The following is a 22,008-nucleotide window of genomic DNA, read 5'->3' on the forward strand; positions in this document are numbered from 1 at the left end:
AAACAGACAGAGGAATGGATCATCTCACAGACTATTCACCGTCATTTTTGCAATCACTCTCATCGCGAACGGAACGCTACACCTGTAGCGCAACAGCCCCATATTTCACTCCTCCCTCCAGGGCACAGGCTCACCAATAAAGGTGTGCGTACAGCAGCGGCAAGTCACCTTTACGTCCCTGGCACTAATCGATGGGTTAACCTGTTGTAAAATGCCATTCTCGTCAACAAATAGGCCCGGATAAAAGCTGCTATCGCCAATACAGACTAAATCCCTTTGCTGATGCTCATGCAACGCGACTAACCAGAACACAGGTTCGGTAGTATCAAGACGTCCACAAACTTCACTGAAAACGTCATCCCACGGCTTGCCAATCTGTTTGAGCAAAAAGTAAAACAATGGCGTGTAGTCACGTCCTCGCTTTTGTCCACTGTGCATGGGTTCACGTGTTACCAGCAGCTCATCCCCGGATTTTTTACGATTACGTTCCCAGCGATACTCAGCGCCAGGGTTGTTAGAATAGTGTCGTGTCGTCGTGTTGACGCTACGATACAATTTACGTGACTTGTGCTGTTGATGAGCCCGCATAGCCAGATCTCCCCCATCCCTCTTTCTAAACCAATAATCCCTGTCTGACGAAGACGAAAAGCCCCCTATAAGCAAAGGAAAGCTATAACTCCATTCCCATGATCTTCAATACACTCCGCTGCGACGCTGTTTCGAAGACCGTATCCTTGATAAACCGCATCCCCTGCTTTTCATAAAATCGCCGGGCACGTTCATTCTGTTCAAGCACCTCGAGCCACAGAAATTTTTTGCCATGACTGCGGGTAAGTTCGATGACGCGGCTAAACATGCTCTGACCGTAGTGATTACTCGTCTTAGTCGGATCAAGATAGAGTTTATTAAGAAGCACACCGCTGATGTCGGTATCAGGGATTGTGGCTTCCCATGTCAGTTTCATAAAGCCAATCGGTTGATCAAGGTCCGCCACATACCAGCTTGTTCCGCTGTCTCTCAGACTCTGTTCTATCGCTGCAACGGAATATTCGGATTCCAGAAAATCGCTCAGCTCTGATTCCGACTTCCACAGAGGCTTAAAGTGCGCGGGATAGATGCGATTGCCAAGTTCCTTGAGTAATACTGAATCTGCTGATGTTGCTTGTCGTAAAAGTAACGTCACAGGATGCTCCCTTGCCCGGTAATATACATTCCCCCCGCTCACACCGCCGATTTCGGCCGTAAATTCTCATCAAACGTCAGTCGTTTGCGTCCCGGCTCTTCTTCGCGCAGCGGCTCCACCTGATGCATCGTCAGCTTACAGCGCTCCACCAGCACCTGATACTCGCGCGTGCCCTGCTTCTTCCAGGCCAGTTCCTGTTCGCTCAGCTCACGAATCGCTTTCGCCGGACTGCCGATAATCAAATGGTTAGCGGGCATCTCGGCTTTCGCCTTCACAAACGCCGCCGCGCCGACGATGCTGTTTTCGCCAATCACCGCACCATCCATCACCACCGCGTTCATCCCTACCAGGGCGTTGCGGCGGATAATACAGCCGTGCAGAATGGCGCTGTGGCCGATATGGCCGTCCTCTTCCACCACCGTATCTTGCTGCGGGAAGCCGTGCATCACGCAGTTATCCTGAATGTTCGCGCCATCTTTCACCACAATACGGCCAAAGTCGCCGCGCAGGCTGGCATTGGGGCCGACATACACACCTTTCCCCAGGATCACATCGCCAATGAGCACCGCTGTCGGGTGGACATAGCTCTCGTCTGGCACCACCGGCGTCAGACCGTCAATTTGATAAACAGGCATCCTCACTCCTTATGCGGTCGCAAGACCACCAAAGCGTTGATAATAAAGCGTGCCGGGCACGGGCAGTTCACCCACCGAGGTTTCGCCTTTCTCGCTGACAAACGCCAGCGCTCCCGGTGCCACACGCTGATAGATGTTGATGCAAAGCTGTCGTGCGCTTTGACCCGCCCAGTGCGCAGGCAGTAGCTCCTCTGGTAGCAGCGGATCTTTCAGCACCACGCGACGATAAAAGTGGATCAGTAACAGCTGGATGTGGAAGCAACGCTCTGGCGTAAGCTCTTCCGGCGTAGCCTCTTTCAGCAGCGGCAGCAGCGGACGGAACGACTGAATAAACGTCTCGTACATCGCGTTCTGTTCGGTCAGCTGCCAGCACTCCTCAACGCGGGAACGCAGCGCCGCGCGGGAAAGTGCCAGCGGTGAATGGGCTTCGAAGAAGATGACATTTTCCGCCACGCCCGCGTCATGAAGCAGCGACTGCACATCCGCCAGATGCTGCGAGGGCGAAGCCATCAGGCTGGGCGCCAGCGTGCCAAACCCTTGCCAGATTAGCTGTTTTTTCACATCGGCAAGCGTGGTTTTATCGAGACCTTCGGAGAGCAGCAGCAGCCATTTACCATCCCAGGCGGGCAACTCCGCGCGGTAGATCTTATTCTCCGCCCTGCGGGTTAAACGCAGCCCTTTGTCGCTCAGGCGGTAATAGCTGCGACGCCCGATGCGGGAGACATCCAGCCAACCCTCTTTGTTGAGGCGAAACAGCGCGGTTCGCACGAAGCGCTCGCCAAAGCCCATCCCTTCGAGCAACGCGGCCAGGCTGCCAAGCCAAATCTCGCCGCCGCGATGGGAAAGCGCGTCACCGTATAACGAGGAGATTAGCGACGTCCCGCTGATGGGAACCGAACTGACCGCATGCTGAATAAAGGCGTCGAGTTTCATATGATTCATTCTGTTGGTGTTTTTGTCCTGGATGAATCATAGCATACGAATCCTGGATAGACCCTCACACTAACTCTCTCCCACTGGGAGAGGGAACTCAATACACCCTCTCCCTGTGGGAGAGGGAACGTAGAATGAGGATAATTCAACCGTTGGCCGCCACTTTACGCAGGTCAAACACCCGGCAGGCTTTCCCCTCCGAGCGCGGGATGCTGCCGCAGTTAACGATCATGACGTCCGTGGAAATCCCGACCATCGATTTTATGCGATGACGCAGCTGATGGCAGACCTGACAGCGCTGTTCGTGGGTCAGCGAAAGACTGCTCTCTTTCAGCTCCACTTTTACAGAAAGTGAATCAAGATGCCCCCGACGGTTTACCTCCAGCTGGTAATGCGGAGAGAGATGCTCAAACTTCACAATCTCCTCTTCCAGCTGCGACGGGAAGACGTTCACACCGCGGATAATGAGCATGTCATCGCTGCGACCGCTGATCCTGTCCATGCGGCGCATGGTGCGGGCGGTACCCGGCAGCAGACGGGTCAGGTCGCGGGTGCGATAGCGGATCACCGGCAGCGCCTCTTTGGTCAGCGTGGTGAACAGCAGTTCGCCCTGCTCGCCGTCATTAAGCGGGGTGCCGTCGTTCGGGTTGACGATCTCCGGGTAGAAGTGATCTTCCCAGATGGTCGGGCCGTCGGCGGTTTCGAGACACTCCATCGCCACGCCCGGCCCCATCACTTCCGAAAGGCCGTAGATATCCAGCGCCGTAATGCCTAACCGTTTTTCGATCTCATGACGCATCGCCTGGGTCCACGGCTCGGCACCGAACACGCCCACGCGCAGGGAGCAGGCGCTGGCATCGCCGCCCATCTGGCGCTCCAGCTCTTCAATCAGGTTGAGGCAGTAGGAAGGCGTCACCATGATCATATCCGGCTTAAAATCGCGGATCAGCTGCGCCTGCTTCTCGGTCTGGCCGCCGGACATCGGGATCACCGTGGCCCCTAAACGCTCGGCACCGTAGTGAGCGCCCAGCCCGCCGGTAAACAGACCATAACCATAGGCCACATGGATTTTGTCCTTCGCGCTGCCCCCGGCGGCACGCAGGGAGCGGGCCACCAGATTGGCCCAGTTGTCAATGTCGCCCTGGGTATAGCCCACGACGGTCGGTTTCCCGGTTGTGCCGGAGGAGGCATGAATACGTACCACATGCTCCATCGGTACGGCGAAGGTATCGAACGGATAGTTATCGCGCAGATCCTGCTTGGTGGTGCACGGGAACTTGCGAATATCGGCCAGTTCGCGGAAATCGTCAGGGTGAACGCCCGCGGCATCAAACTTACGTTTGTACATCGGCACGTTGTTATAGGCGTGGTTCAGCGTCCATTTCAGACGTTGGGTCTGCAACGCCTGTAATTCGTCAATGGACGCGGTTTCGATCGGATCAAGCTTTGTTGTATTTATCATCGCAGGGTACTCACATTATTGTTCGCTCAAACACGCTCAAGGATCATGGCAATGCCCTGACCCACACCGATGCACATCGTACATAGCGCGTAGCGCCCGTGGCGTCGATGCAATTCATTGCTCGCGGCCAGCACCAGCCTGGCACCGCTCATTCCCAGCGGATGGCCTAACGCAATGGCCCCTCCGTTCGGATTGACGTGTGCGGCATCGTCCGGCAAACCCAGCTGACGCAGCACGCCCAGCGCCTGCGAGGCGAAGGCTTCGTTCAGCTCAATCACATCCATCTCGTTAATACTGAGCCCCGCTCGCTCCAGCACTTTACGGGTGGCGGGCACCGGCCCTAGCCCCATCAGACGTGGCTCCACGCCTGCGGTGGCCATGGCCACAATCCGCGTGCGCGGCACAAGCCCCTGTGCGAGCGCCATCTGCTCGCTGGCGATAATCAGTGCAGCGGCGCCATCGTTCACCCCAGAGGCGTTACCTGCGGTAACGACGCCATTTTTGCGAAACGGCGCTTTCAGGGCGGCAAGTTGCTCCAGCGTGGTGTCGGCGCGCGGGTGCTCATCAACAGAGACCTCCGTAACGGCCCCTTTTTTCCCCGGCACCAGCACCGGCACAATCTCTTGCGCCAGAATGCCGTTTTGCTGCGCCCGGGCGGTACGCTGCTGGCTGCGCAGCGCGAACGCATCCTGATCGGCACGGCTGATATTTAACAATTCAGCTACATTCTCTGCCGTTTCCGGCATGCTGTCAGTTCCGAACGTCTGATGCATGAGCGGATTCACAAATCGCCAGCCAAGGGTGGTATCGAAGATCTCCGCCTGGCGCTGAAACGCCGCGGTGGCTTTCGCCATCACAAACGGCGCGCGGGACATTGACTCCACGCCACCGGCAATCAGCAGATCGCCATCACCGGATTTTATGGCGCGTGCAGCAAAGCCAACCGCATCCAGCCCCGAGCCGCACAGGCGGTTGATCGTCGTGCCGGAGACGGTCTGCGGCAGCCCGGCCAGCAGCGACGCCATACGCGCCACGTTGCGGTTGTCTTCCCCCGCCTGGTTGGCGCAGCCGAAGATCACATCATCAATCCGCTCCGGGTCGAGCTGCGGATAGCGCTCCAGCAAGGCACGCAGCGGTATGGCGCCCAGATCGTCCGCGCGTACCGCGGATAACGCCCCGCCGTACCGCCCCACCGGGGTTCGCACCCCATCACAAATAAATGCGTCACGCATCAGGCTTCTCCTGTCACATTGCCGCCGATGCGGTGGGATTTTCCGCGAAAGAGAGCGACGGTTTTCTGTTGTTGGTTCTGAATTTCGATGTCATATACGCCGGTCAGTTTGCCCTGATGCTTAACCCGCGCGGTGGCGGTCAGCTTGTCTCCGACAAAGCCCGGTCGAAGGAAATCGATTGTGCAGCCAGAGGCCACCGCCGCCAGCCCCTGGCTGTTGCAGGCGTAGGCAAACGCGGTGTCGGCCAGCGAGAAGATCTGTCCGCCGTGGCAGGTTTTATGGCCGTTAAGCATCTGCGGGGTGATGGTCATGGTCACCACTGCGTAACCTTCGTCCATGTCGATAATGTCCATCCCCATTGCCTGCGCGCAGGCATCCTGTTCGTACATGGTGCGGGCGTTATGCCAGGCGTTATGACTCATAGCTACTCTCCAGAAGCGCACGCTGGCGCAGCAGTGAACAGGGGCGATAACGTTCTTCACCGTAATGACGCTGCAGGTTTTCCAGCAGCGTTAACAGACGTTGCCAGCCCAGCCGCTCGCCCCAGGCAATCGGCCCGGACGGGTAGTTCACGCCCAGACGCATGGCGGTATCGATATCTTTTTCGCTGGCGACCCCTTTTTGCAGCGCATCCAGCGCTTCGTTGGCAATCATCGCCACCGTGCGCCAGACCAGCAGGCCAGGGTAATCGGCAATCTGCACCACCCGCTTTCCCTGCTGTTGCAGGTAGCGGATGACTTTTTGCGTCGCGGTATGCGGGTTGCTGGCCGCCGACGTAATCACCGCCACGTCGCGCTCAATGCGATCAACCACCACCACCGGGCAGTTGAGGCGCAGCGCCAGCGCCTGAGCGGTTTCGCCCTGCGTTTCAATCAGCAACACATCATCGATTTCCGTGACACCGTCACGTTTTCGTTCAACCCGCATTGGGCTAAAGCTGTCGTTGACCGCGTCGAGCCATGGCACCTGTGGCGATTCGCCGCGCCAGTCGTAAACGCCCTTCCCGCTTTTTTTGCCCAGTCGCCCCGCCAGCACCAGCTCCTGCTGCACCAGTGAAGGGAGAAAACGCCGCTCCTGCCAGAATGCGTTAAACACCGAACAGGTCACGGCGAAGTTAACGTCCTGCCCAATCAGATCGGTCAGTTCCAGCGGCCCCATCGGGAAACCGCCGCCTTCGCGCAGGGCAGCATCAATCACTTCAGGGGCTGCAACCTGTTCCTCCAGCGCGCGCCAGGCTTCGGAATAGAAGGGACGCGCCACGCGGTTTACGATGAAGCCCGGCGTTGACTGGCAGCGCACTGGCTGTTTCCCCCAGTTCAGCGCCAGCTCGCACAGCGCGTCGGCCACTTCCGGCGAGGTCGCCAGCCCGCTAACCACCTCCACCAGCTTCATCACCGGTGCCGGGTTAAAGAAATGCAGGCCTGCCACTCGCTCTGGATGACGGATATCCGCCGCAATCGCCGTGATCGAGATAGAAGATGTGTTGCTGGTAAGCAGGGTCTGCGGCGGGCAGATCTCCGCCAGTTTGGCAAACAGCGCTTTTTTCACCTCAAGGCGCTCGGAGGCGGCTTCTATCACCAGGTCCGCCGCGGTTAGCGCACTGATATCCGTGACCGGGGTCAGCCGGGCGAGGATCTGACCACAGGCCTCCTCAGTGAGTTTGCCCCGCGTCACCCGGGAGGCCAGGCGCTGGCGAATGCCGTCAATGGCGCGAGAAATGGCGTCTGAGGCAATGTCGTACATCATCACCTGATGCCCATGGCTTGCCGCGACTTCGGCTATTCCGGCGCCCATCGTGCCGCTTCCAATGACGGCGACAGTACGAATGTTCAGCATCTTACTTCCCCGTAAAATTCGGTGCGCGCTTCGCCAGAAAGGCGCTCACGCCCTCACGGTAATCGTCGCTGCGTCCGGCCAGCCGTTGATAATCGCGCTCCAGGTCAAGCTGTGCGTCCAGGGTATTGGTTTCCGCGGCGTTAATCGCCTGTTTGATCAGCCCCAGCCCAAAGGTGGGCTGCGAGGCAAAATGCAGCGCCAACTGCTGCGCCGTGCTGGAGAGCTGGTCGTCATCCACCACCTGCCAGATCATTCCCCAGGCGTGCGCCTGTTCGGCGCTCAGTTTGTCGCCAAGCAGCGCCAGCCCCATGGCGCGGGCACGTCCGGCCACGCGCGGCAGGAACCAGGTCCCGCCGCAGTCCGGGACTAACCCCAGCTTGCTGAAGGCCATCACAAAGGTGGCGGAACGCGCGGCAATCACCATGTCGCACCCCAGCGCCAGCGTGGCCCCTGCTCCGGCCGCCACGCCGTTGACCGCGCAAATCACCGGTTTTGGCAGCGCAGCCAGACGACGCACCAGCGGGTTATAAAAGGTCTCGACGGACATCCCCAGATCCGGCGCCGGACCGTTCGGGTCGACATTACGGTCGTTCAGATCCTGACCGGCACAGAAGCCGCGCCCTGCGCCGGTGATCAGCAGACAGCGGATAGTCTCATCGCGCTCGGCCTGCTTCAGGCATTCTGCAAGCTGCTGGTGCATCACATCGTTAAAGCTGTTCAGACGCTCCGGACGGTTCAGCGTCAGGGTCATTACGCCTTGCTCTACATGACTGAGAATAAATTCCACAATTAGCGTCCTTTAAAGTCGGGAGTACGTTTCTGTAAGAAGGCGTCGATGCCTTCTCGCCTGTCTTCCGTGGCCGAGAGCAGCGTGAACAGTTGGCGCTCCTGGGCCAGCCCCGCCTGCAGTGGCACCTCCTGTGACTGGCGCAGCGCCTGTTTAGCCGCCTGTAGCGCCAGCGGCGAGTGGCGCGCCATCAGCGCTGCCTGTTTCAGGGCGTATTCCAGCGTCAGCGAGGCCGGGAAAACGTCGCTGACCAGACCGGCACGCTGGGCCTGCTGCGCCGTAATGCTTTCCCCGGTCAGTACCATTTTGCTGGCGAGCGATTTACCCACGCAGCGGATCAGGCGCTGCGTACCGCCCGCACCAGGCATGATCCCAAGCGTAATTTCCGGCAGTCCGAAGCGGGCGTTGTCACCGGCAATCACTACGTCGCACAGCAGGGCCAGCTCGCAGCCAGCCCCGAGTGCAAAACCGTTCACGGCGGCAATCAGCGGTTTATTGAAGGCGTCAATCCGCTTCCACAGCTGAGGACGACTATCGTTCAGGGTGGCAGGCAGATCTTTTTCTGCCATTTCGTTGAGATCGGCTCCGGCCGCAAAGCAGCGCTCGCTGCCGTAAATCACACAGGCAGAGAGGGTGTTATCGCTTGCCGCCGCCTCCAGCTGTTCTGCAAGCTGTGTCAGCAGCGCATTGTTAAGGGCGTTGCGTGCCGCCGGCCGGTTGAGCGTGAGTTGCAGCACGCGGTCATAACGGGTGACCAGAAGTTCGCTCATGCCATCCCCTTAGCGTCAAAGTCGACGACCACGTCGGCGGTTAGCGGCAGCGCCTGACAGCTCAGCACATACCCGGCGGCCAGTTCGTCCGGCTCCAGGCTATAGTTGGTCGCCATGTCCACCTTGCCGCGCAGCACTTTGCATTTACAGGTGGCGCAGACGCCTCCCTTGCAGGCATACGGCAGATCCGCCCCCTGGCGCAGGGCGGCATCAAGAATGCTCTCGTCGTCCGCCGTGAGGACGATCTCGCGGTCACGTCCGTCCTGGCGCACGATCACCTTCTGGCCTTCCGCCTGCACGCTCACCGCGCGCTTAACGGCCGTGCCCGGCGTATTGAACCGCTCAAGATGAATGGATTTTTCCGCCATTCCCAGCGCTTTTAAGGTCGCTTCAGCCTCGTCCATCATCGCGGCCGGGCCGCAGATAAAGGCCTCGTCGTACTGGCGGAAGTTGATCAGCGTTTTTGCCAGCGCCTGCAGCTTTTCACCGTCGATACGGCCGTAAAGCAGGTCGCTGTCCAGCCGCTCCTGGCTGAAGATGGCAACCAGCTGCAACCGCTGCGGGTATTTATCCTTCAGGTCCGCCAGCGCCTGACGGAACATCATGCTCTGGCTGCTGCGGTTGCCGTAGATCAGGGTGAAGTGGCTGTTCGGTTCGGCGGCCAGCGTGGCGGATAAAATCGCCAGCATCGGGGTGATGCCGGAGCCCGCGGCAATCGCCAGATAGTGACCTTCCCGTTCAGGCTGCGGCTGATAGCCAAAATGCCCCTGGGGAACCATCACCTCCAGCGTCATGCCAGGTTTGATCTCATCCCGGGCGTAACGGGAGAAACGCCCGCCTTCAATGGCTTTAACCGCGACGCTGATCTCCCCCGGCGCGCTACTCCGGCAGATGGAGTAACAGCGGCGCAATTCGTCTGCACCCAGTCTGGTTTTCAGGGTCAGGTGTTGGCCGGGACGAAAGCGGTAAGCCTCCTGCAACGCCTGCGGAACCGAGAAGGTGATGGTCACCGCATCGCGGGTTTCGGGTTCTACTTTTGCCACTGTTAATGAATGAAACGTTGTCATGGCAACCTCAAATACATTTGAAATAGTCGAAGGGTTCGCGGCAGGTATTACAGCGATACAGCGCCTTACAGGCCGTAGAACCAAACTCACTGATAAGCGAGGTGTCGGTGCTGGCGCAGCGCGGGCAGCTCACCTCAGCGGGAACGTGGATATGACAGCTGTGCCCCACGGGTGGGCTGATGCCATACGCGCGCAGACGTTCACGCGCATCGGCGGTCATCCAGTCGGTCGTCCAGGCGGGTTCCAGCTGCAGCACAATGTGCACCGGCGTATAACCGTGCGCCGTCAGGGTGTCGCGGATGGCGCCAAGCAGGTGTTCCGTCGCCGGGCAGCCTGAATAGGTTGGCGTAAAGCCAATCACCCAGCCTTCGCCCTGCGCGGTGACGCTACGCACCATGCCTAAATCGGTGATGGTGAGCACCGGCACTTCCGGGTCCGGGATCTGGCTTAACAGGGACCAGATGTGCGGAACCTGTGGGGGTGCGATGTCGACAAGACGTTGCATGGCGTTCTCCTTTACCACTGCTGACCGGGATACGCGCGCTGGAGATACTGCATCTCTGCCAGCATCGGGCCCAGATGCTCGGTATGCAGCCCGCGTTTTCCGCCGGTGCGATAGGCCGCCTCATCGGGCACGCGCAGGGTGGCTTCCCGCAGTCCGGCAAACACTTCGTGTTCCCACGGCTGGCGCAGGGTGCGCGGATCAACCGCAACGCCGGACTCAATCAGTTCAAGCTCAACGTCATCCGCCTCGAACAACTCGGCCGTAAAGCGCCACAGGTTGTCGATGGCCTGCTGCATTTTTTGCGACGAGATTTCGGTGCCGTCTCCCAGGCGCACCAGCCAGCCGCGGCTAAAGCGCAGGTGATAACGCGCCTCTTTAATCGCCTTGGCGGCGATGGCGGCAAGCTGACTGTCGCTGCTGTGGATCAGCCGTTCGTAGAGGGCAACATTCCACGCGTCCATCAGATACTGGCGGGCGATCGTGTCGGCGAAGTTGCCGTTCGGCTGTTCTGCCAACAGTAAATTGTGAAACTGACGCTCATCGCGGCCGAAGGCCAGGGTGTCTTCATCGCCCTGACCTTCCCGCTCTGCCGCGCAGGCGAGGAAGTTGCGCGCCTGCCCCAGCAGATCGAGACCGATGTTGGCGAGCGCAAGGTCGATTTCCAGCTCCGGCGCGTGTCCGCACCAGGCTCCCAGGCGCTGCGAGAGCACCAGACCGTTGTCGCCCAGACGCAGGGCGTATGCAGATACTGTTTTCATCCCTGACCTCACATATGCTCGATGCCATCAGGGATGGTGTAAAACGTCGGGTGGCGATAGACCTTGCTTTCCGCCGGGTCGAAGAACTCGCCGCTCTCTTCCGGCTGAGAGGCAACGATCTCGCTCGCCTTCACCACCCAGATCGAGCAACCTTCGCTGCGGCGGGTATAGGCGTCCCGCGCGTTTTCCAGCGCCATGCGATCGTCAGCGGCATGCAGACTGCCAACATGGCGGTGGGATAACCCTTGTTTGCTGCGTACGAAAACTTCGTACAGCGGCCAGTAGACATTGCTCATCGTGATTTCCTCTTATGCGGCCTGACGGGCGCGTTGTTTTTCTGCATGCGCCAGTGCGGCTTCACGCACCCACGCCCCCTCTTCCCAGGCTTTGCGCTTGGCGGCCAGGCGTTCGTGGTTGCAGATCCCGCGTCCGTTGATCACCTCGTCAAACTCCTGCCAGTCAATCTCACCGAAGCGGTAGTGGCCGGTTTCCTCGTCAAAGCGCAGGTCGGGATCGGGTACCGTCATCCCCAGCATCTCCACCTGCGGGATGGTGTTGTCGACGAAGCGCTGACGCAGTTCGTCATTGCCAAAGCGTTTAATTTTCCAGGCGAGACTGCGGGCGCTGTTCGGCGAGTTGTCGTCGTTTGGTCCGAACATCATCAGGGCGGGCCACCAGAAACGGTTGATGGCATCCTGCAGCATCTGCCGCTGGGCGTCGCTTCCCTGCGCCAGCGCCATGCAGGCTTCAAACCCCTGACGCTGGTGGAAGCTCTCTTCTTTACAGATTTTCACCATCGCGCGGGCGTACGGCCCGTAAGAGGTCCGGCACAGCGCCACCTGATTGACGATGGCGGCACCGTCCACCAGCCAGCCGATTACGCCGATATCGGCCCAGCTCAGCGTCGGATAGTTAAAGATGGAGGAGTATTTCATCTTGCCGTCGAGCATTTTCTGGTAGATGTCTTCCCGCGCGCAGCCCAGCGTTTCAGCCGCGCTGTAGAGATAGAGCCCGTGCCCGGCTTCGTCCTGCACTTTCGCCAGCAGGATCGCTTTGCGGCGTAGCGTCGGGGCGCGGGTGATCCAGTTCCCTTCCGGCAGCATGCCGACAATTTCAGAGTGGGCGTGCTGACCAATCTGGCGGATCAACGTCTTGCGATAGGCTTCCGGCATCCAGTCCTGAGGCTCAATCGCCGTCTCCTGCGCTATGCGCTGCTCAAAGCGTTGTTCTTGCGTCACGTCATCACCTTTATGATTCGTTAGTTTGCAACTTAAAGCGTAATTGTGAATCACTTTGTTTTTTAAAAGTTACACAAAGGTTAAATATACCCCCAAGAAATGTTTCCTGATTTTGTGATGTCGCTCGCAGGGCTTTTGCGCAAAGGCCGCCAGATAAGGGCTGCAATCGCCGCACACCTTCCCCCGAGATCACATTGTTAACAATTCATTAAAACTCAGCTTGATTTTTATGATTCATGATCAAACTATTGATAGTGAAATAACGAAACATGTGGAGATAAGAGATGCAGCAGTTAGCCAGTTTCTTGTCCGGTGTCTGGCAGTCTGGCCGGGGCCGCGAACGTACTATTCATCACGCCATCAGCGGTGAAGCGCTCTGGAGCGTGACCAGCGAAGGGCTGGACATGGCGGCGGCACGTCGCTATGCCATTACGCATGGCGGTGAAGCGCTCCACGCCATGACCTTTATCGAACGCGCGGCGATGCTGAAAGCGGTGGCGAAGCACCTGCTCAGCCTGAAAGAGACGTTTTATGCTCTCTCAGCCCAGACCGGCGCGACAAAGGCCGACAGCTGGGTAGATATTGAAGGTGGGATTGGCACGCTGTTCACCTATGCCAGTCTGGGGAGCCGTGAATTACCGGACGACACGCTGTGGCCCGAGGACGAACTGATCCCGCTGTCGAAAGAAGGCGGCTTTGCGGCGCGCCATGTGCTGACGTCGAAATCGGGCGTGGCGGTGCATATTAACGCCTTCAACTTCCCCTGCTGGGGAATGCTGGAAAAACTCGCCCCCACGTGGCTTGCCGGGATGCCGGCGATCATCAAACCCGCTACCGCCACCGCGCAGGTGACGCAGGCGATGGTGAAAGCGATCGTGGAGAGCGGTCTGGTGCCGGACGGCGCCATCAGCCTGATCTGCGGCGGCGCGGGCGATCTGCTGGACCATCTCGACAGCCAGGATGTGGTGACGTTTACCGGCTCCGCCAGCACCGGCCAGACCCTGCGTGTTCACCCGAATATTGTGGCAAACGCGATCCCGTTCACCATGGAAGCCGACTCCCTGAACTGCTGCGTGCTGGGAGAAGACGTGACGCCGGAACAGCCCGAGTTCGCCCTGTTCATTCGCGAGGTTGTACGTGAGATGACCGCCAAGGCCGGACAGAAATGTACCGCCATCCGCCGCATTATCGTGCCGCAACACCAGATTGACGCGGTAAGTCAGGCGCTGATCGCCCGGCTGGAAAAGGTGGTGGTGGGCGACCCGGCGCAGGAAGGCGTGAAAATGGGTTCCCTGGTCAATAGCGAACAGCGTGCGGACGTGCAGGAGAAGGTGGATCAGCTTGTGGCCGCAGGCTGCCAGGTTCGCCTGGGCGGAAAAGCCGACCTGCAGGCCGCCGGAGCGTTTTACCCGCCAACCCTGCTCTTTTGCCCGCAGCCGGATGAGACCCCGGCGGTGCACGCCACCGAAGCGTTCGGGCCGGTGGCGACTCTTATGCCATATCGCCACGCAGACCATGCGATGCAGCTTGCCCGCGCGGGCGGCGGTAGCCTGGCCGGGACGCTGGTCACGGCGGATCCCGCGCTCGCCCGCCAGTTTATTTCTGGTGCAGCGCGGGCACACGGTCGCATTCAGATCCTCAATGAAGAGTCAGCAAAAGAGTCTACCGGCCACGGTTCTCCGCTTCCGCAGCTCGTGCACGGCGGTCCCGGACGTGCAGGCGGCGGCGAGGAGCTGGGTGGCCTGCGTGCGGTCAATCACTATATGCAGCGCACCGCCATTCAGGGCAGCCCGACCATGCTGGCCGCCATCGGCAAACAGTGGGTACGCGGCGCGACGGTGCATGAAGATCGCGTTCATCCGTTCCGCAAATACTTCGAGGAATTGCAGCCGGGCGACAGCCTGCTGACGCCGCGCCGAACCCTGACGGAAGCCGATATCGTTAACTTTGCCTGCCTGAGCGGGGATCATTTCTATGCTCACATGGACAAAATTGGCGCAGCGGAGTCGATCTTTGGCGAGCGGGTGGTACACGGTTACTTCCTGATTTCCGCTGCCGCCGGGCTGTTTGTTGATGCAGGTGTGGGGCCGGTGATCGCCAACTACGGCATGGAAAACCTGCGCTTTATCGAGCCGGTGAAACCGGGCGATACCATTCAGGTGCGCCTGACCTGCAAACGTAAAACCCTGAAGAAACAGCGTACGGCGGATGAAAAACCCACCGGCGTGGTCGAATGGGCGGTTGAGATTTTCAATCAGCACCAGCAGGCGGTAGCGCTGTACTCCATTCTGACGCTGGTGGCTCGCCAGCAGGGTGATTTTTAAGGCTGTTACCCGTGCGGGTTTAATCAGTTAATCACACTAAAAAAGAGGGGAAAACACGGACTGGATGGCTTTGGGTAACACATCATCCAGTCCGCATAGCCTGGCTAATTTACATCCAGAAACATTAAGAAAATTGACCACATACTTAGCATGGTTATTATCCCTTGCGGGAATTTTCCCCCAACTAAATTACATGGATGATGAGTAGACTATGGCAATTCCTGTATATCTTTTCTTAACTGACGACGGCGGTGCAAAAATCACCGGCTCGGTAGATGTTCATGATCGTGAAGGGAGCATAGAAGTTACTGGCTTTACGCATAACCTCCGGCTGCCAACAGATGCTTTAACGGGAAAAATCACCGGTAAACGTAACCATGCCCCCATCGTTTTTCAAAAGGAGATTGATTCCTCTTCCCCTTATCTGATGAAAGCTGTTGCGACTGGGCAAACACTAAAAACGGCGGAATTCAAATGGTATCGCATAAACGATGCCGGACAGGAAGTGGAATATTACAATATGCATCTCGATAATATTCGCGTCGTTTCCGTTACGCCCTTAATGCATGACACGAAGGATCAAACGAAAGAAAAACACAATCATCTTGAAGTTGTGGAGCTGCGCTACGACAAGATTACCTGGACGTATTGCGACGGTAATTTGCGTTTCGCAGATAGCTGGGCAGAGCGTTAATTATGCGTACTCCTTTATATTCCACGCCGTACGATATCTCTTCTTTTTCACCACCAGGGGTTGATGTTGTAAGCCATATGGTAATAGCCCGATTTCATGGCGGTGCCTCATTGATGACTTACGTATGGTTTTATCAAATGGTGAGAAACCATGGTCCATGGGATTTTAAGCAAGGCCGTGCCCAGTATGCCAACTTTGGAAATTTCCATTTCGGTGCCGTGGGCGCGGCAGCGGGCATACCTGATGGTGTGTTACTTAGGGGTGCAGGTGCTGCGCAGATCCTTGCTGGAACAAGCGATCCGGTAGAATTTGCCAAATACCAGGATGCCTTTGCATATGGTGATGACCCGGTTGACCAATTATGGATAAGAGCAGGAATAGATTATGCGCGACGGTCGGGTTTTTAACTGGCGAGTCGGGGTGATGGTTGTCATTCTCCTGGGCTTCATCTTGTACCCTTTTCGCGATCTTTTCACCGTGTATGAAAACCTGCAGGGAAAAATGAGGGTTAATGAGCAATTAAATTTGTATATCACGCGGGTAGAGGCAAGTTCATTATCCAAAGATACGTTTCACTTTTATCTCTATGATGCGAGAAAAAGCCCCGAAGCGTTTATGTCTCATATTAAGGACATTAAGCCTGTTATGGTCACCAATGATGATAAAGCCACCGCGACCGTAAAAGACGGTGAAATTTATCTCCAAGTTCGTGGCAATGTTTACTCGTTCAACACGGTTGGGTACGACGTACATATACATCTCGATAGATCACCCTACTGATCATCAACGCTATTTACCGGGGATGTGATTTATCCCCGCACTTTTTTAACCTGGCAAGACTGACAAATAACCTGGCAGATGCAGGCAAACGCTTTTTTCACGCGCCTGTCAGGATAAGACTCACAACACAATAAACACAACAAGATGAGGTCTACGATGAGAAGCAATTCTTCATTTTCTGCCCGTAGAACGGCACTGGCTCTGGCCGTTGCGCTCTGCTGTGCCTGGCAATCTCCCGTTTTCGCTCACGGCAGTGAGGCGCATATGGTCCCAATGGACAAAACGCTGGCAGATTTTGGCGCAGAGGTACAATGGGATGATTACGCACAGATGTTCACCATTGCGAAAGACGGTGCGTTCGTAAAGGTTAAGCCAGGCGCTAACACCGCCATCGTTAATGGCAAACCCCTTGCGCTGTCGGTGCCGGTGGTGATGAAAGACAACAAGGCCTTTATCTCGGACACCTTTATCAATGATGTCTTCCAGTCCGGCCTCGACCAGACGTTCCAGGTTGAGAAACGCCCCCATCCGCTTAATGCATTAACGGCGGATGAGATTAAGCAAGCCGTGGCGATCGTCAAAGCCTCAAAGGAGTTTAAACCGAACACCCGCTTCACCCAGATTGCCCTGGCCGAGCCCGAGAAAGCCAAAGTGTGGGACTTTGTGCTGAACGGAACGGCGGTGGATGCCCCGCGTCAGGCGAATATCACCATGCTGGACGGCAAACACGTCATCGAAAGTCGTGTGGATCTGAAGGATAAGAAAATCCTGCGCTGGGAGGCCGTAAAGGATGCGCACGGCATGGTGCTGCTGGATGATTTCGCCACCGTGCAGCAAATCATCAACGAGAGCCCGGAATTTGCTGAGGTGCTGAAAAAACGCGGCATCAGCGATACGAAGAACGTGATCACGACCCCGCTGACCGTCGGCTATTTTGACGGCAAAGACGGCCTGAAGCAGGAAGACCGTCTGCTGAAGGTGGTGAGCTATCTGGATGTGGGCGACGGTAACTACTGGGCACACCCGATTGAGAATCTGGTGGCGGTGGTTGATCTCGAACAGAAGAAGATCCAGAAAATTGAAGAGGGCGCGGTTGTTCCGGTGCCCATGACTCCGCGTCCGTATGATGGCCGTGACCGCATCGAAACGCCGAAAAAACCGCTTGAGATCATCGAACCGGAAGGCAAGAACTACACCATTACCGGCGACATGGTGCACTGGCAGAACTGGGATTTCCACCTGAGTCTGGACTCCCGCGTGGGGCCGATGATCTCGACCGTCACGTACAACGACAACGGTAAGAAACGCCAGGTCATGTATCAGGGCTCCCTGGGCGGGATGATCGTCCCTTACGGCGATCCGGATGTGGGCTGGTACTTTAAAGCCTATCTCGATTCGGGCGACTACGGCATGGGCACCCTGACCTCCCCGCTGGTGCGCGGCAAAGATGCGCCGTCCAACGCCGTGATGCTCAATGAAACCATCCCGGATTACACCGGTACGCCGATGGAGATCCCACGTGCCATCGCCATTTTCGAGCGCTACGCCGGGCCTGAATATAAGCATCAGGAGATGGGCAAACCAAACGTCAGCACCGAACGCCGCGAGCTGGTGGTGCGCTGGGTAAGCACCGTTGGCAACTACGATTACATCTTCGACTGGGTATTCCACGAAAACGGCACCATCGGCATTGATGCCGGAGCCACCGGGATTGAAGCCGTGAAAGGCGTGCAGGCCAAAACGATGCATGACGCCAGCGCCAAAGACGACACCCGATACGGCACCTTAATCGATCACAACATCGTCGGTACCACCCACCAGCACATCTATAACTTCCGTCTCGATATGGATGTGGATGGCATCAACAACAAACTGGTGGCGATGGATCCGCAGGTGAAACCGAACACGGCTGGCGGCCCGCGTACCAGTACCATGCAGGTCAATCAGTACGATATCGATAGCGAACAGCAGGCGGCGCAGAAATTCGATCCGGGTACCATTCGCCTGCTGAGCAACACCCGCAAAGAGAACCGTATGGGGAACCCGGTCTCGTACCAGATCATCCCTTACGCGGGTGGCACGCACCCGGTAGCCACGGGCGCGAAGTTTGCACCGGACGAGTGGATCTACCATCGCCTGAGCTTTATGGATAAACAGCTGTGGGTGACGCGTTACCATCCTGACGAAATGTACCCGGAAGGGAAATTCCCGAACCGCTCCACGCACGATACGGGGCTGGGTCAGTACAGCAAAGACAATGAGTCACTCACTAATCAGGACGATGTGGTCTGGATGACCACCGGAACCACGCACGTTGCCCGCGCGGAAGAGTGGCCCATAATGCCAACGGAATGGGTGCATACGTTGCTTAAACCGTGGAACTTCTTTGACGAAACGCCAACGCTTGGCAGAAAAAAAGACGAACAGAAATAATCACCGACCGGGCGTAATGCCCGGTTTTTTATTCATTTATTTGCCGAATCTCTCAGCCTGATTATAGTTATTTAACCACTCATTCTAATGACATCTTTTCAAACATTTTCAGCCAGGACACGACGTTTAATCACCGTAACGTAGTACTTTCTCTGAGAGGTTTTAGATGAAATTGAATTTGATTGTCAGAAGTCTTGCTCTGGCTGGGCTTCTCGTTTCCGTCAGTCCCTCTTATTCCGCCGAAGCCCCAAAGGACGCGACCGCGGCGACGCAACAGGCGAATAATGCCCTTTTCAACCAACTTCCTTTCTCCGATAACACCGACTTCACCAATGCACATAAAGGGTTTATTGCCCCACTGCCGCAGGAGATTATCAAAGGGGAGCAAGGGAATGTTATCTGGGATCCGCAACAGTACGCCTTTATTAAAGAGGGTGATAAAGCACCGGATTCCGTTAATCCCAGTTTATGGCGTCAATCTCAGCTGATTAATATCAGTGGTCTGTTCGAAGTGACCGACGGGGTATATCAGATCCGCAACCTCGATCTGTCGAATATGACGATTATCGAAGGTAAAGAAGGAATTACCGTGGTCGATCCGCTGGTATCAGCAGAAACCGCAAAAGTCGGCATGGATCTGTATTACAAAAACCGGGGTAAAAAGCCGGTGGTCGCCATCATCTATACCCACAGCCATGTGGATCATTACGGCGGCGTTCGCGGCGTGGTGGATGAAGCTGACGTGAAATCCGGAAAAGTGAAAGTCTATGCCCCGTCCGGGTTTATGGAAGCCGCTGTGGCTGAAAATATCATGGCGGGCAACGTCATGAGCCGTCGCGCCAGTTACATGTACGGCAACCTGCTGAAACCCGATGCCAAAGGACAGGTGGGTGCGGGGCTGGGTACCACGACCTCTGCCGGTACCGTTACCCTGATCGCACCGACCAACATCATTGAGAAAGATGGTCAGAAAGAGGTTATCGACGGGCTGACCTATGATTTTATGCTGGCACCGGGCTCAGAAGCGCCTTCAGAGATGCTCTGGTATATCGAAGAGAAAAAGGTCATTGAATCTGCCGAGGATGTCACTCACACGCTGCATAATACCTATTCGCTGCGCGGCGCAAAAATCCGTGAGCCGCTGCCCTGGTCGAAGTATATCAACCAGGCAATTGTCCGCTGGGGTGACAAAGCAGAGATCATCATGGCACAGCACCACTGGCCAACCTGGGGCAACGATAATGTGGTCAAGCTGCTGAAGAGCCAGCGCGATCTTTACCGTTACATCAACGATCAGACGCTGCGCATGGCGAACGAAGGTCTGACGCGCGATGAAATTGCCGCGAATTTCACGCTCCCTGACTCGCTGGCCCATACCTGGGCTAACCGGGGCTACTATGGTTCAGTCAGTCACGACGTAAAAGCCACCTATGTCCTTTATCTGGGCTGGTTTGACGGCAACCCGGCAACGCTTGATGAGCTTCCTCCTGTTGATGCCGCGAAAAAATTCGTGGAGTACATGGGGGGCGCTGACGCCATTCTGAGCAAAGCTAAAACCGACTACGACCAGGGCAACTACCGCTGGGTGGCACAGGTGGTCAGTAAAGTGGTCTTTGCCGATCCGAACAACCAGGCCGCGCGTAACCTGGAAGCGGATGCGCTGGAGCAGCTCGGCTACCAGGCTGAATCCGGGCCGTGGCGTAACTTCTACCTGACCGGTGCGCAGGAGCTGCGTAACGGCGTCGTGAAAGGCCCAACGCCAAACACGGCAAGCCCTGATACCGTTCGGGCGATGACGCCGGAAATGTTCTTCGACTATCTGGCCGTGCATATTAATGGTCAAAAAGCCGGGGACGCAAAATCGGTATTTAATATCGATCTTGGCAGCGATGGCGGTAAATATAAGCTTGAGCTGGAAAACGGCGTGTTGAATCACACGGCCAATGCCGAAGCGAAAGACGCCGATGCGACGCTCACGCTGAACCGGGACACGCTTAACAAAATCATCCTCAAAGAGATCACGCTGAAACAGGCGCAGGACAGTGGCGATGTCAAAATCAGCGGCGACAGTGCCAAACTTGATGCCATGCTTGGCTACATGGATAAATTTGATTTCTGGTTTAATATTGTGACGCCGTAACATCGCGGATTTACGGGCGGTTTACCCGCCCGCTTTTATTTCTCTTTCTCCCTGGACGGGGTAAACATCATAAATGGAAAAAAGAAAAAACCTCCCCCCCGAACGAGCCACCTGGCCTACACGTCAGGCCATGGTGCATCACGGGCTGGCGATGAACCTGCCCTGGCTGGCCTTTGTAAACGTCAGCTTTGCCCTGATGATCCTGCTGCGCCACATCCTGCTGGAAAACAGCGCGGTGCTGTACCCCGGTTCACAACACCTGACCCGGATTGTCGATGCCTCGATGCTGGGCATTATTATACTGTCCGCTGCATTAATCCTGATGGCCTGGCGCCGCATCGCCGGGATAAGCGTAGTGCTGTTTGTCTGCAGTGCCTTCTGGTCGATGTGCAGTTACTGGTTCATTACCGCCCTGCACCTTCCCCACGTCTGGCCGCTGTGCGTGATTTTATTGCTCTCCGGTTTGACGGCGCTCTATTTTTACCCGGAGGGATTACTCTCGTTTGTGCTCCCGCTCTGGCTCACCCTGCCGATCGCCAGCTGGGTGCTGAATGATGGCCTTAATCTTCGCTTTGTCACCATCTGGAGCGTATTCACGCTGATTATGCTTTGCGGGCGGTTTATCCTGTTAAGCTGGTTTGACGAGGCCTGGCGGCGGAATCAGCAAAACCAGCTGTTAATCTCCAGGCTCGATGCGCTGGCGCACCAGGATCCCCTCACCAAAACCGCCAATCGCCGGATGATGGAAGTGGTGCTGGAGAATGCCGTTGAGCAGAATAAAGCCTTCTCGCTGATCATGCTGGATATCGATTATTTCAAGCTTTACAACGATACCTACGGACATCAGGCCGGTGACGACTGTCTGACACGCGTGGCGCAGGTGCTGAAGCAGGCCGTGCGCACCCCGGACGATGTGGTGTCACGCTACGGCGGAGAAGAATTTGTGGTGATCCTGTTTAATTGCCCGGAGAACGTTGCACAGCAGGTTGCCCGCCGCATTCAGGACGGCCTGCGCGCGGCGGCGATACCGCACGGTGCATCCAAAGTGAGTGAGCATGTGACCGTCAGCATGGGGATTGCAGGAATTGCACCGGGCCTGGCGGGCCCGGAACTGATCGCCCGCGCCGATGCGGCGCTGTACCGCGCGAAAGAGGCCGGGCGGGATCGGTGGTCGTTGTAAATGTCGGGTGGCGGCTACGCCTTACCCGACCTACAAAACCGACCTGTTCCT

General features: G+C 57.0%; 22 protein-coding genes. 7 read left to right on the plus strand and 15 right to left on the minus strand.

Going from position 1 to position 22,008, the window contains the following annotated elements; translation table 11 throughout:
• Positions 1 to 105 precede the first annotated feature (105 nt).
• From APU11_RS04130 to paaA, 15 genes are all read right to left on the minus strand, one after another.
• Positions 106 to 588 carry a hypothetical protein gene (locus APU11_RS04130; RefSeq protein WP_058650357.1) on the minus strand — a complete coding sequence of 161 codons (483 nt, stop codon included), beginning with the start codon at positions 586 to 588 and terminating at the stop codon, positions 106 to 108.
• 82 nt (positions 589 to 670) lie between these two features.
• Positions 671 to 1,183, minus strand: a complete 513-nt coding sequence (locus tag APU11_RS04135; protein WP_058650358.1) for a GNAT family N-acetyltransferase — start codon at positions 1,181 to 1,183, stop codon at positions 671 to 673.
• Between the two features lie 38 nt (positions 1,184 to 1,221).
• Complete coding sequence (gene paaY, locus APU11_RS04140; RefSeq protein WP_058650359.1) at positions 1,222 to 1,818, minus strand: phenylacetic acid degradation protein PaaY; 597 nt, start codon at positions 1,816 to 1,818, stop codon at positions 1,222 to 1,224.
• Between the two features lie 9 nt (positions 1,819 to 1,827).
• Positions 1,828 to 2,760 carry a phenylacetic acid degradation operon negative regulatory protein PaaX gene (paaX, locus tag APU11_RS04145; protein ID WP_029883661.1) on the minus strand — a complete coding sequence of 311 codons (933 nt, stop codon included), beginning with the start codon at positions 2,758 to 2,760 and terminating at the stop codon, positions 1,828 to 1,830.
• Positions 2,761 to 2,896: 136 nt separating this feature from the next.
• Positions 2,897 to 4,213, minus strand: coding sequence for a phenylacetate--CoA ligase PaaK (gene paaK / locus APU11_RS04150; protein WP_058650360.1), 1,317 nt, complete (start codon positions 4,211 to 4,213; stop codon positions 2,897 to 2,899).
• Between the two features lie 26 nt (positions 4,214 to 4,239).
• Positions 4,240 to 5,445, minus strand: coding sequence for a 3-oxoadipyl-CoA thiolase (gene pcaF / locus APU11_RS04155; protein WP_058650361.1), 1,206 nt, complete (start codon positions 5,443 to 5,445; stop codon positions 4,240 to 4,242).
• The gene (gene paaI, locus APU11_RS04160; RefSeq protein ID WP_058650362.1) at positions 5,445 to 5,867 is read right to left on the minus strand and encodes a hydroxyphenylacetyl-CoA thioesterase PaaI; all 423 of its coding nucleotides are present in this window, start codon (positions 5,865 to 5,867) and stop codon (positions 5,445 to 5,447) included. Before paaI ends, pcaF begins: the two co-directional genes overlap by 1 nt.
• Positions 5,857 to 7,281 (minus strand): 3-hydroxyacyl-CoA dehydrogenase PaaH, encoded by a 1,425-nt coding sequence (gene paaH / locus APU11_RS04165; protein WP_058650363.1) that lies wholly within the window; start codon positions 7,279 to 7,281, stop codon positions 5,857 to 5,859. The genes paaI and paaH overlap by 11 nt, the downstream gene beginning before the upstream one ends.
• A gap of 1 nt (position 7,282) precedes the next feature.
• Positions 7,283 to 8,071: a 2-(1,2-epoxy-1,2-dihydrophenyl)acetyl-CoA isomerase PaaG gene (paaG, locus tag APU11_RS04170; RefSeq protein WP_086528139.1), complete on the minus strand. Its 789-nt coding sequence runs from the start codon at positions 8,069 to 8,071 to the stop codon at positions 7,283 to 7,285.
• Positions 8,071 to 8,838 carry a 2,3-dehydroadipyl-CoA hydratase PaaF gene (paaF, locus tag APU11_RS04175; protein ID WP_013096757.1) on the minus strand — a complete coding sequence of 256 codons (768 nt, stop codon included), beginning with the start codon at positions 8,836 to 8,838 and terminating at the stop codon, positions 8,071 to 8,073. The genes paaG and paaF overlap by 1 nt, the downstream gene beginning before the upstream one ends.
• A complete protein-coding gene (gene paaE, locus APU11_RS04180) occupies positions 8,835 to 9,905 on the minus strand; it encodes a 1,2-phenylacetyl-CoA epoxidase subunit PaaE (RefSeq protein WP_038419322.1) in 1,071 nt (356 codons plus the stop codon). Before paaE ends, paaF begins: the two co-directional genes overlap by 4 nt.
• A gap of 7 nt (positions 9,906 to 9,912) precedes the next feature.
• The gene (gene paaD / locus APU11_RS04185; RefSeq protein WP_038980517.1) at positions 9,913 to 10,410 is read right to left on the minus strand and encodes a 1,2-phenylacetyl-CoA epoxidase subunit PaaD; all 498 of its coding nucleotides are present in this window, start codon (positions 10,408 to 10,410) and stop codon (positions 9,913 to 9,915) included.
• 11 nt (positions 10,411 to 10,421) lie between these two features.
• Positions 10,422 to 11,168 (minus strand): 1,2-phenylacetyl-CoA epoxidase subunit PaaC, encoded by a 747-nt coding sequence (gene paaC, locus APU11_RS04190; RefSeq protein WP_058650364.1) that lies wholly within the window; start codon positions 11,166 to 11,168, stop codon positions 10,422 to 10,424.
• An 8-nt stretch (positions 11,169 to 11,176) separates the two neighbouring features.
• On the minus strand, positions 11,177 to 11,464 hold the full coding sequence (gene paaB / locus APU11_RS04195; RefSeq protein ID WP_003857353.1) for a 1,2-phenylacetyl-CoA epoxidase subunit PaaB: 288 nt from the start codon (positions 11,462 to 11,464) through the stop codon (positions 11,177 to 11,179).
• Between the two features lie 12 nt (positions 11,465 to 11,476).
• Positions 11,477 to 12,406, minus strand: coding sequence for a 1,2-phenylacetyl-CoA epoxidase subunit PaaA (gene paaA, locus APU11_RS04200; protein WP_013096761.1), 930 nt, complete (start codon positions 12,404 to 12,406; stop codon positions 11,477 to 11,479).
• Between the two features lie 284 nt (positions 12,407 to 12,690).
• Here paaA and paaZ point away from each other — a divergent pair, with 284 nt between their 5' ends.
• The 7 genes from paaZ to APU11_RS04235 all read left to right on the plus strand — a co-directional run bounded on the left by paaZ (position 12,691) and on the right by APU11_RS04235 (position 21,957).
• Positions 12,691 to 14,730 (plus strand): phenylacetic acid degradation bifunctional protein PaaZ, encoded by a 2,040-nt coding sequence (gene paaZ, locus APU11_RS04205; protein ID WP_058650365.1) that lies wholly within the window; start codon positions 12,691 to 12,693, stop codon positions 14,728 to 14,730.
• 211 nt (positions 14,731 to 14,941) lie between these two features.
• Positions 14,942 to 15,424, plus strand: coding sequence for an Hcp family type VI secretion system effector (locus APU11_RS04210; RefSeq protein WP_013096763.1), 483 nt, complete (start codon positions 14,942 to 14,944; stop codon positions 15,422 to 15,424).
• A 2-nt stretch (positions 15,425 to 15,426) separates the two neighbouring features.
• Positions 15,427 to 15,831 (plus strand): polymorphic toxin type 44 domain-containing protein, encoded by a 405-nt coding sequence (locus APU11_RS04215; RefSeq protein WP_072036484.1) that lies wholly within the window; start codon positions 15,427 to 15,429, stop codon positions 15,829 to 15,831.
• Positions 15,809 to 16,204 (plus strand): hypothetical protein, encoded by a 396-nt coding sequence (locus APU11_RS04220; RefSeq protein WP_048972402.1) that lies wholly within the window; start codon positions 15,809 to 15,811, stop codon positions 16,202 to 16,204. Before APU11_RS04215 ends, APU11_RS04220 begins: the two co-directional genes overlap by 23 nt.
• A 156-nt stretch (positions 16,205 to 16,360) precedes the next feature.
• Positions 16,361 to 18,637 (plus strand): primary-amine oxidase, encoded by a 2,277-nt coding sequence (tynA, locus tag APU11_RS04225; protein ID WP_058650366.1) that lies wholly within the window; start codon positions 16,361 to 16,363, stop codon positions 18,635 to 18,637.
• 166 nt (positions 18,638 to 18,803) lie between these two features.
• Positions 18,804 to 20,777 carry an alkyl sulfatase dimerization domain-containing protein gene (locus APU11_RS04230; RefSeq protein ID WP_029882838.1) on the plus strand — a complete coding sequence of 658 codons (1,974 nt, stop codon included), beginning with the start codon at positions 18,804 to 18,806 and terminating at the stop codon, positions 20,775 to 20,777.
• Between the two features lie 73 nt (positions 20,778 to 20,850).
• Positions 20,851 to 21,957 carry a GGDEF domain-containing protein gene (locus tag APU11_RS04235; protein WP_038980508.1) on the plus strand — a complete coding sequence of 369 codons (1,107 nt, stop codon included), beginning with the start codon at positions 20,851 to 20,853 and terminating at the stop codon, positions 21,955 to 21,957.
• Positions 21,958 to 22,008 lie beyond the last annotated feature (51 nt).

It is taken from the genome of Enterobacter sp. 50793107 (assembly GCF_001463365.1).
GTDB lineage: Bacteria > Pseudomonadota > Gammaproteobacteria > Enterobacterales > Enterobacteriaceae > Enterobacter > Enterobacter cloacae.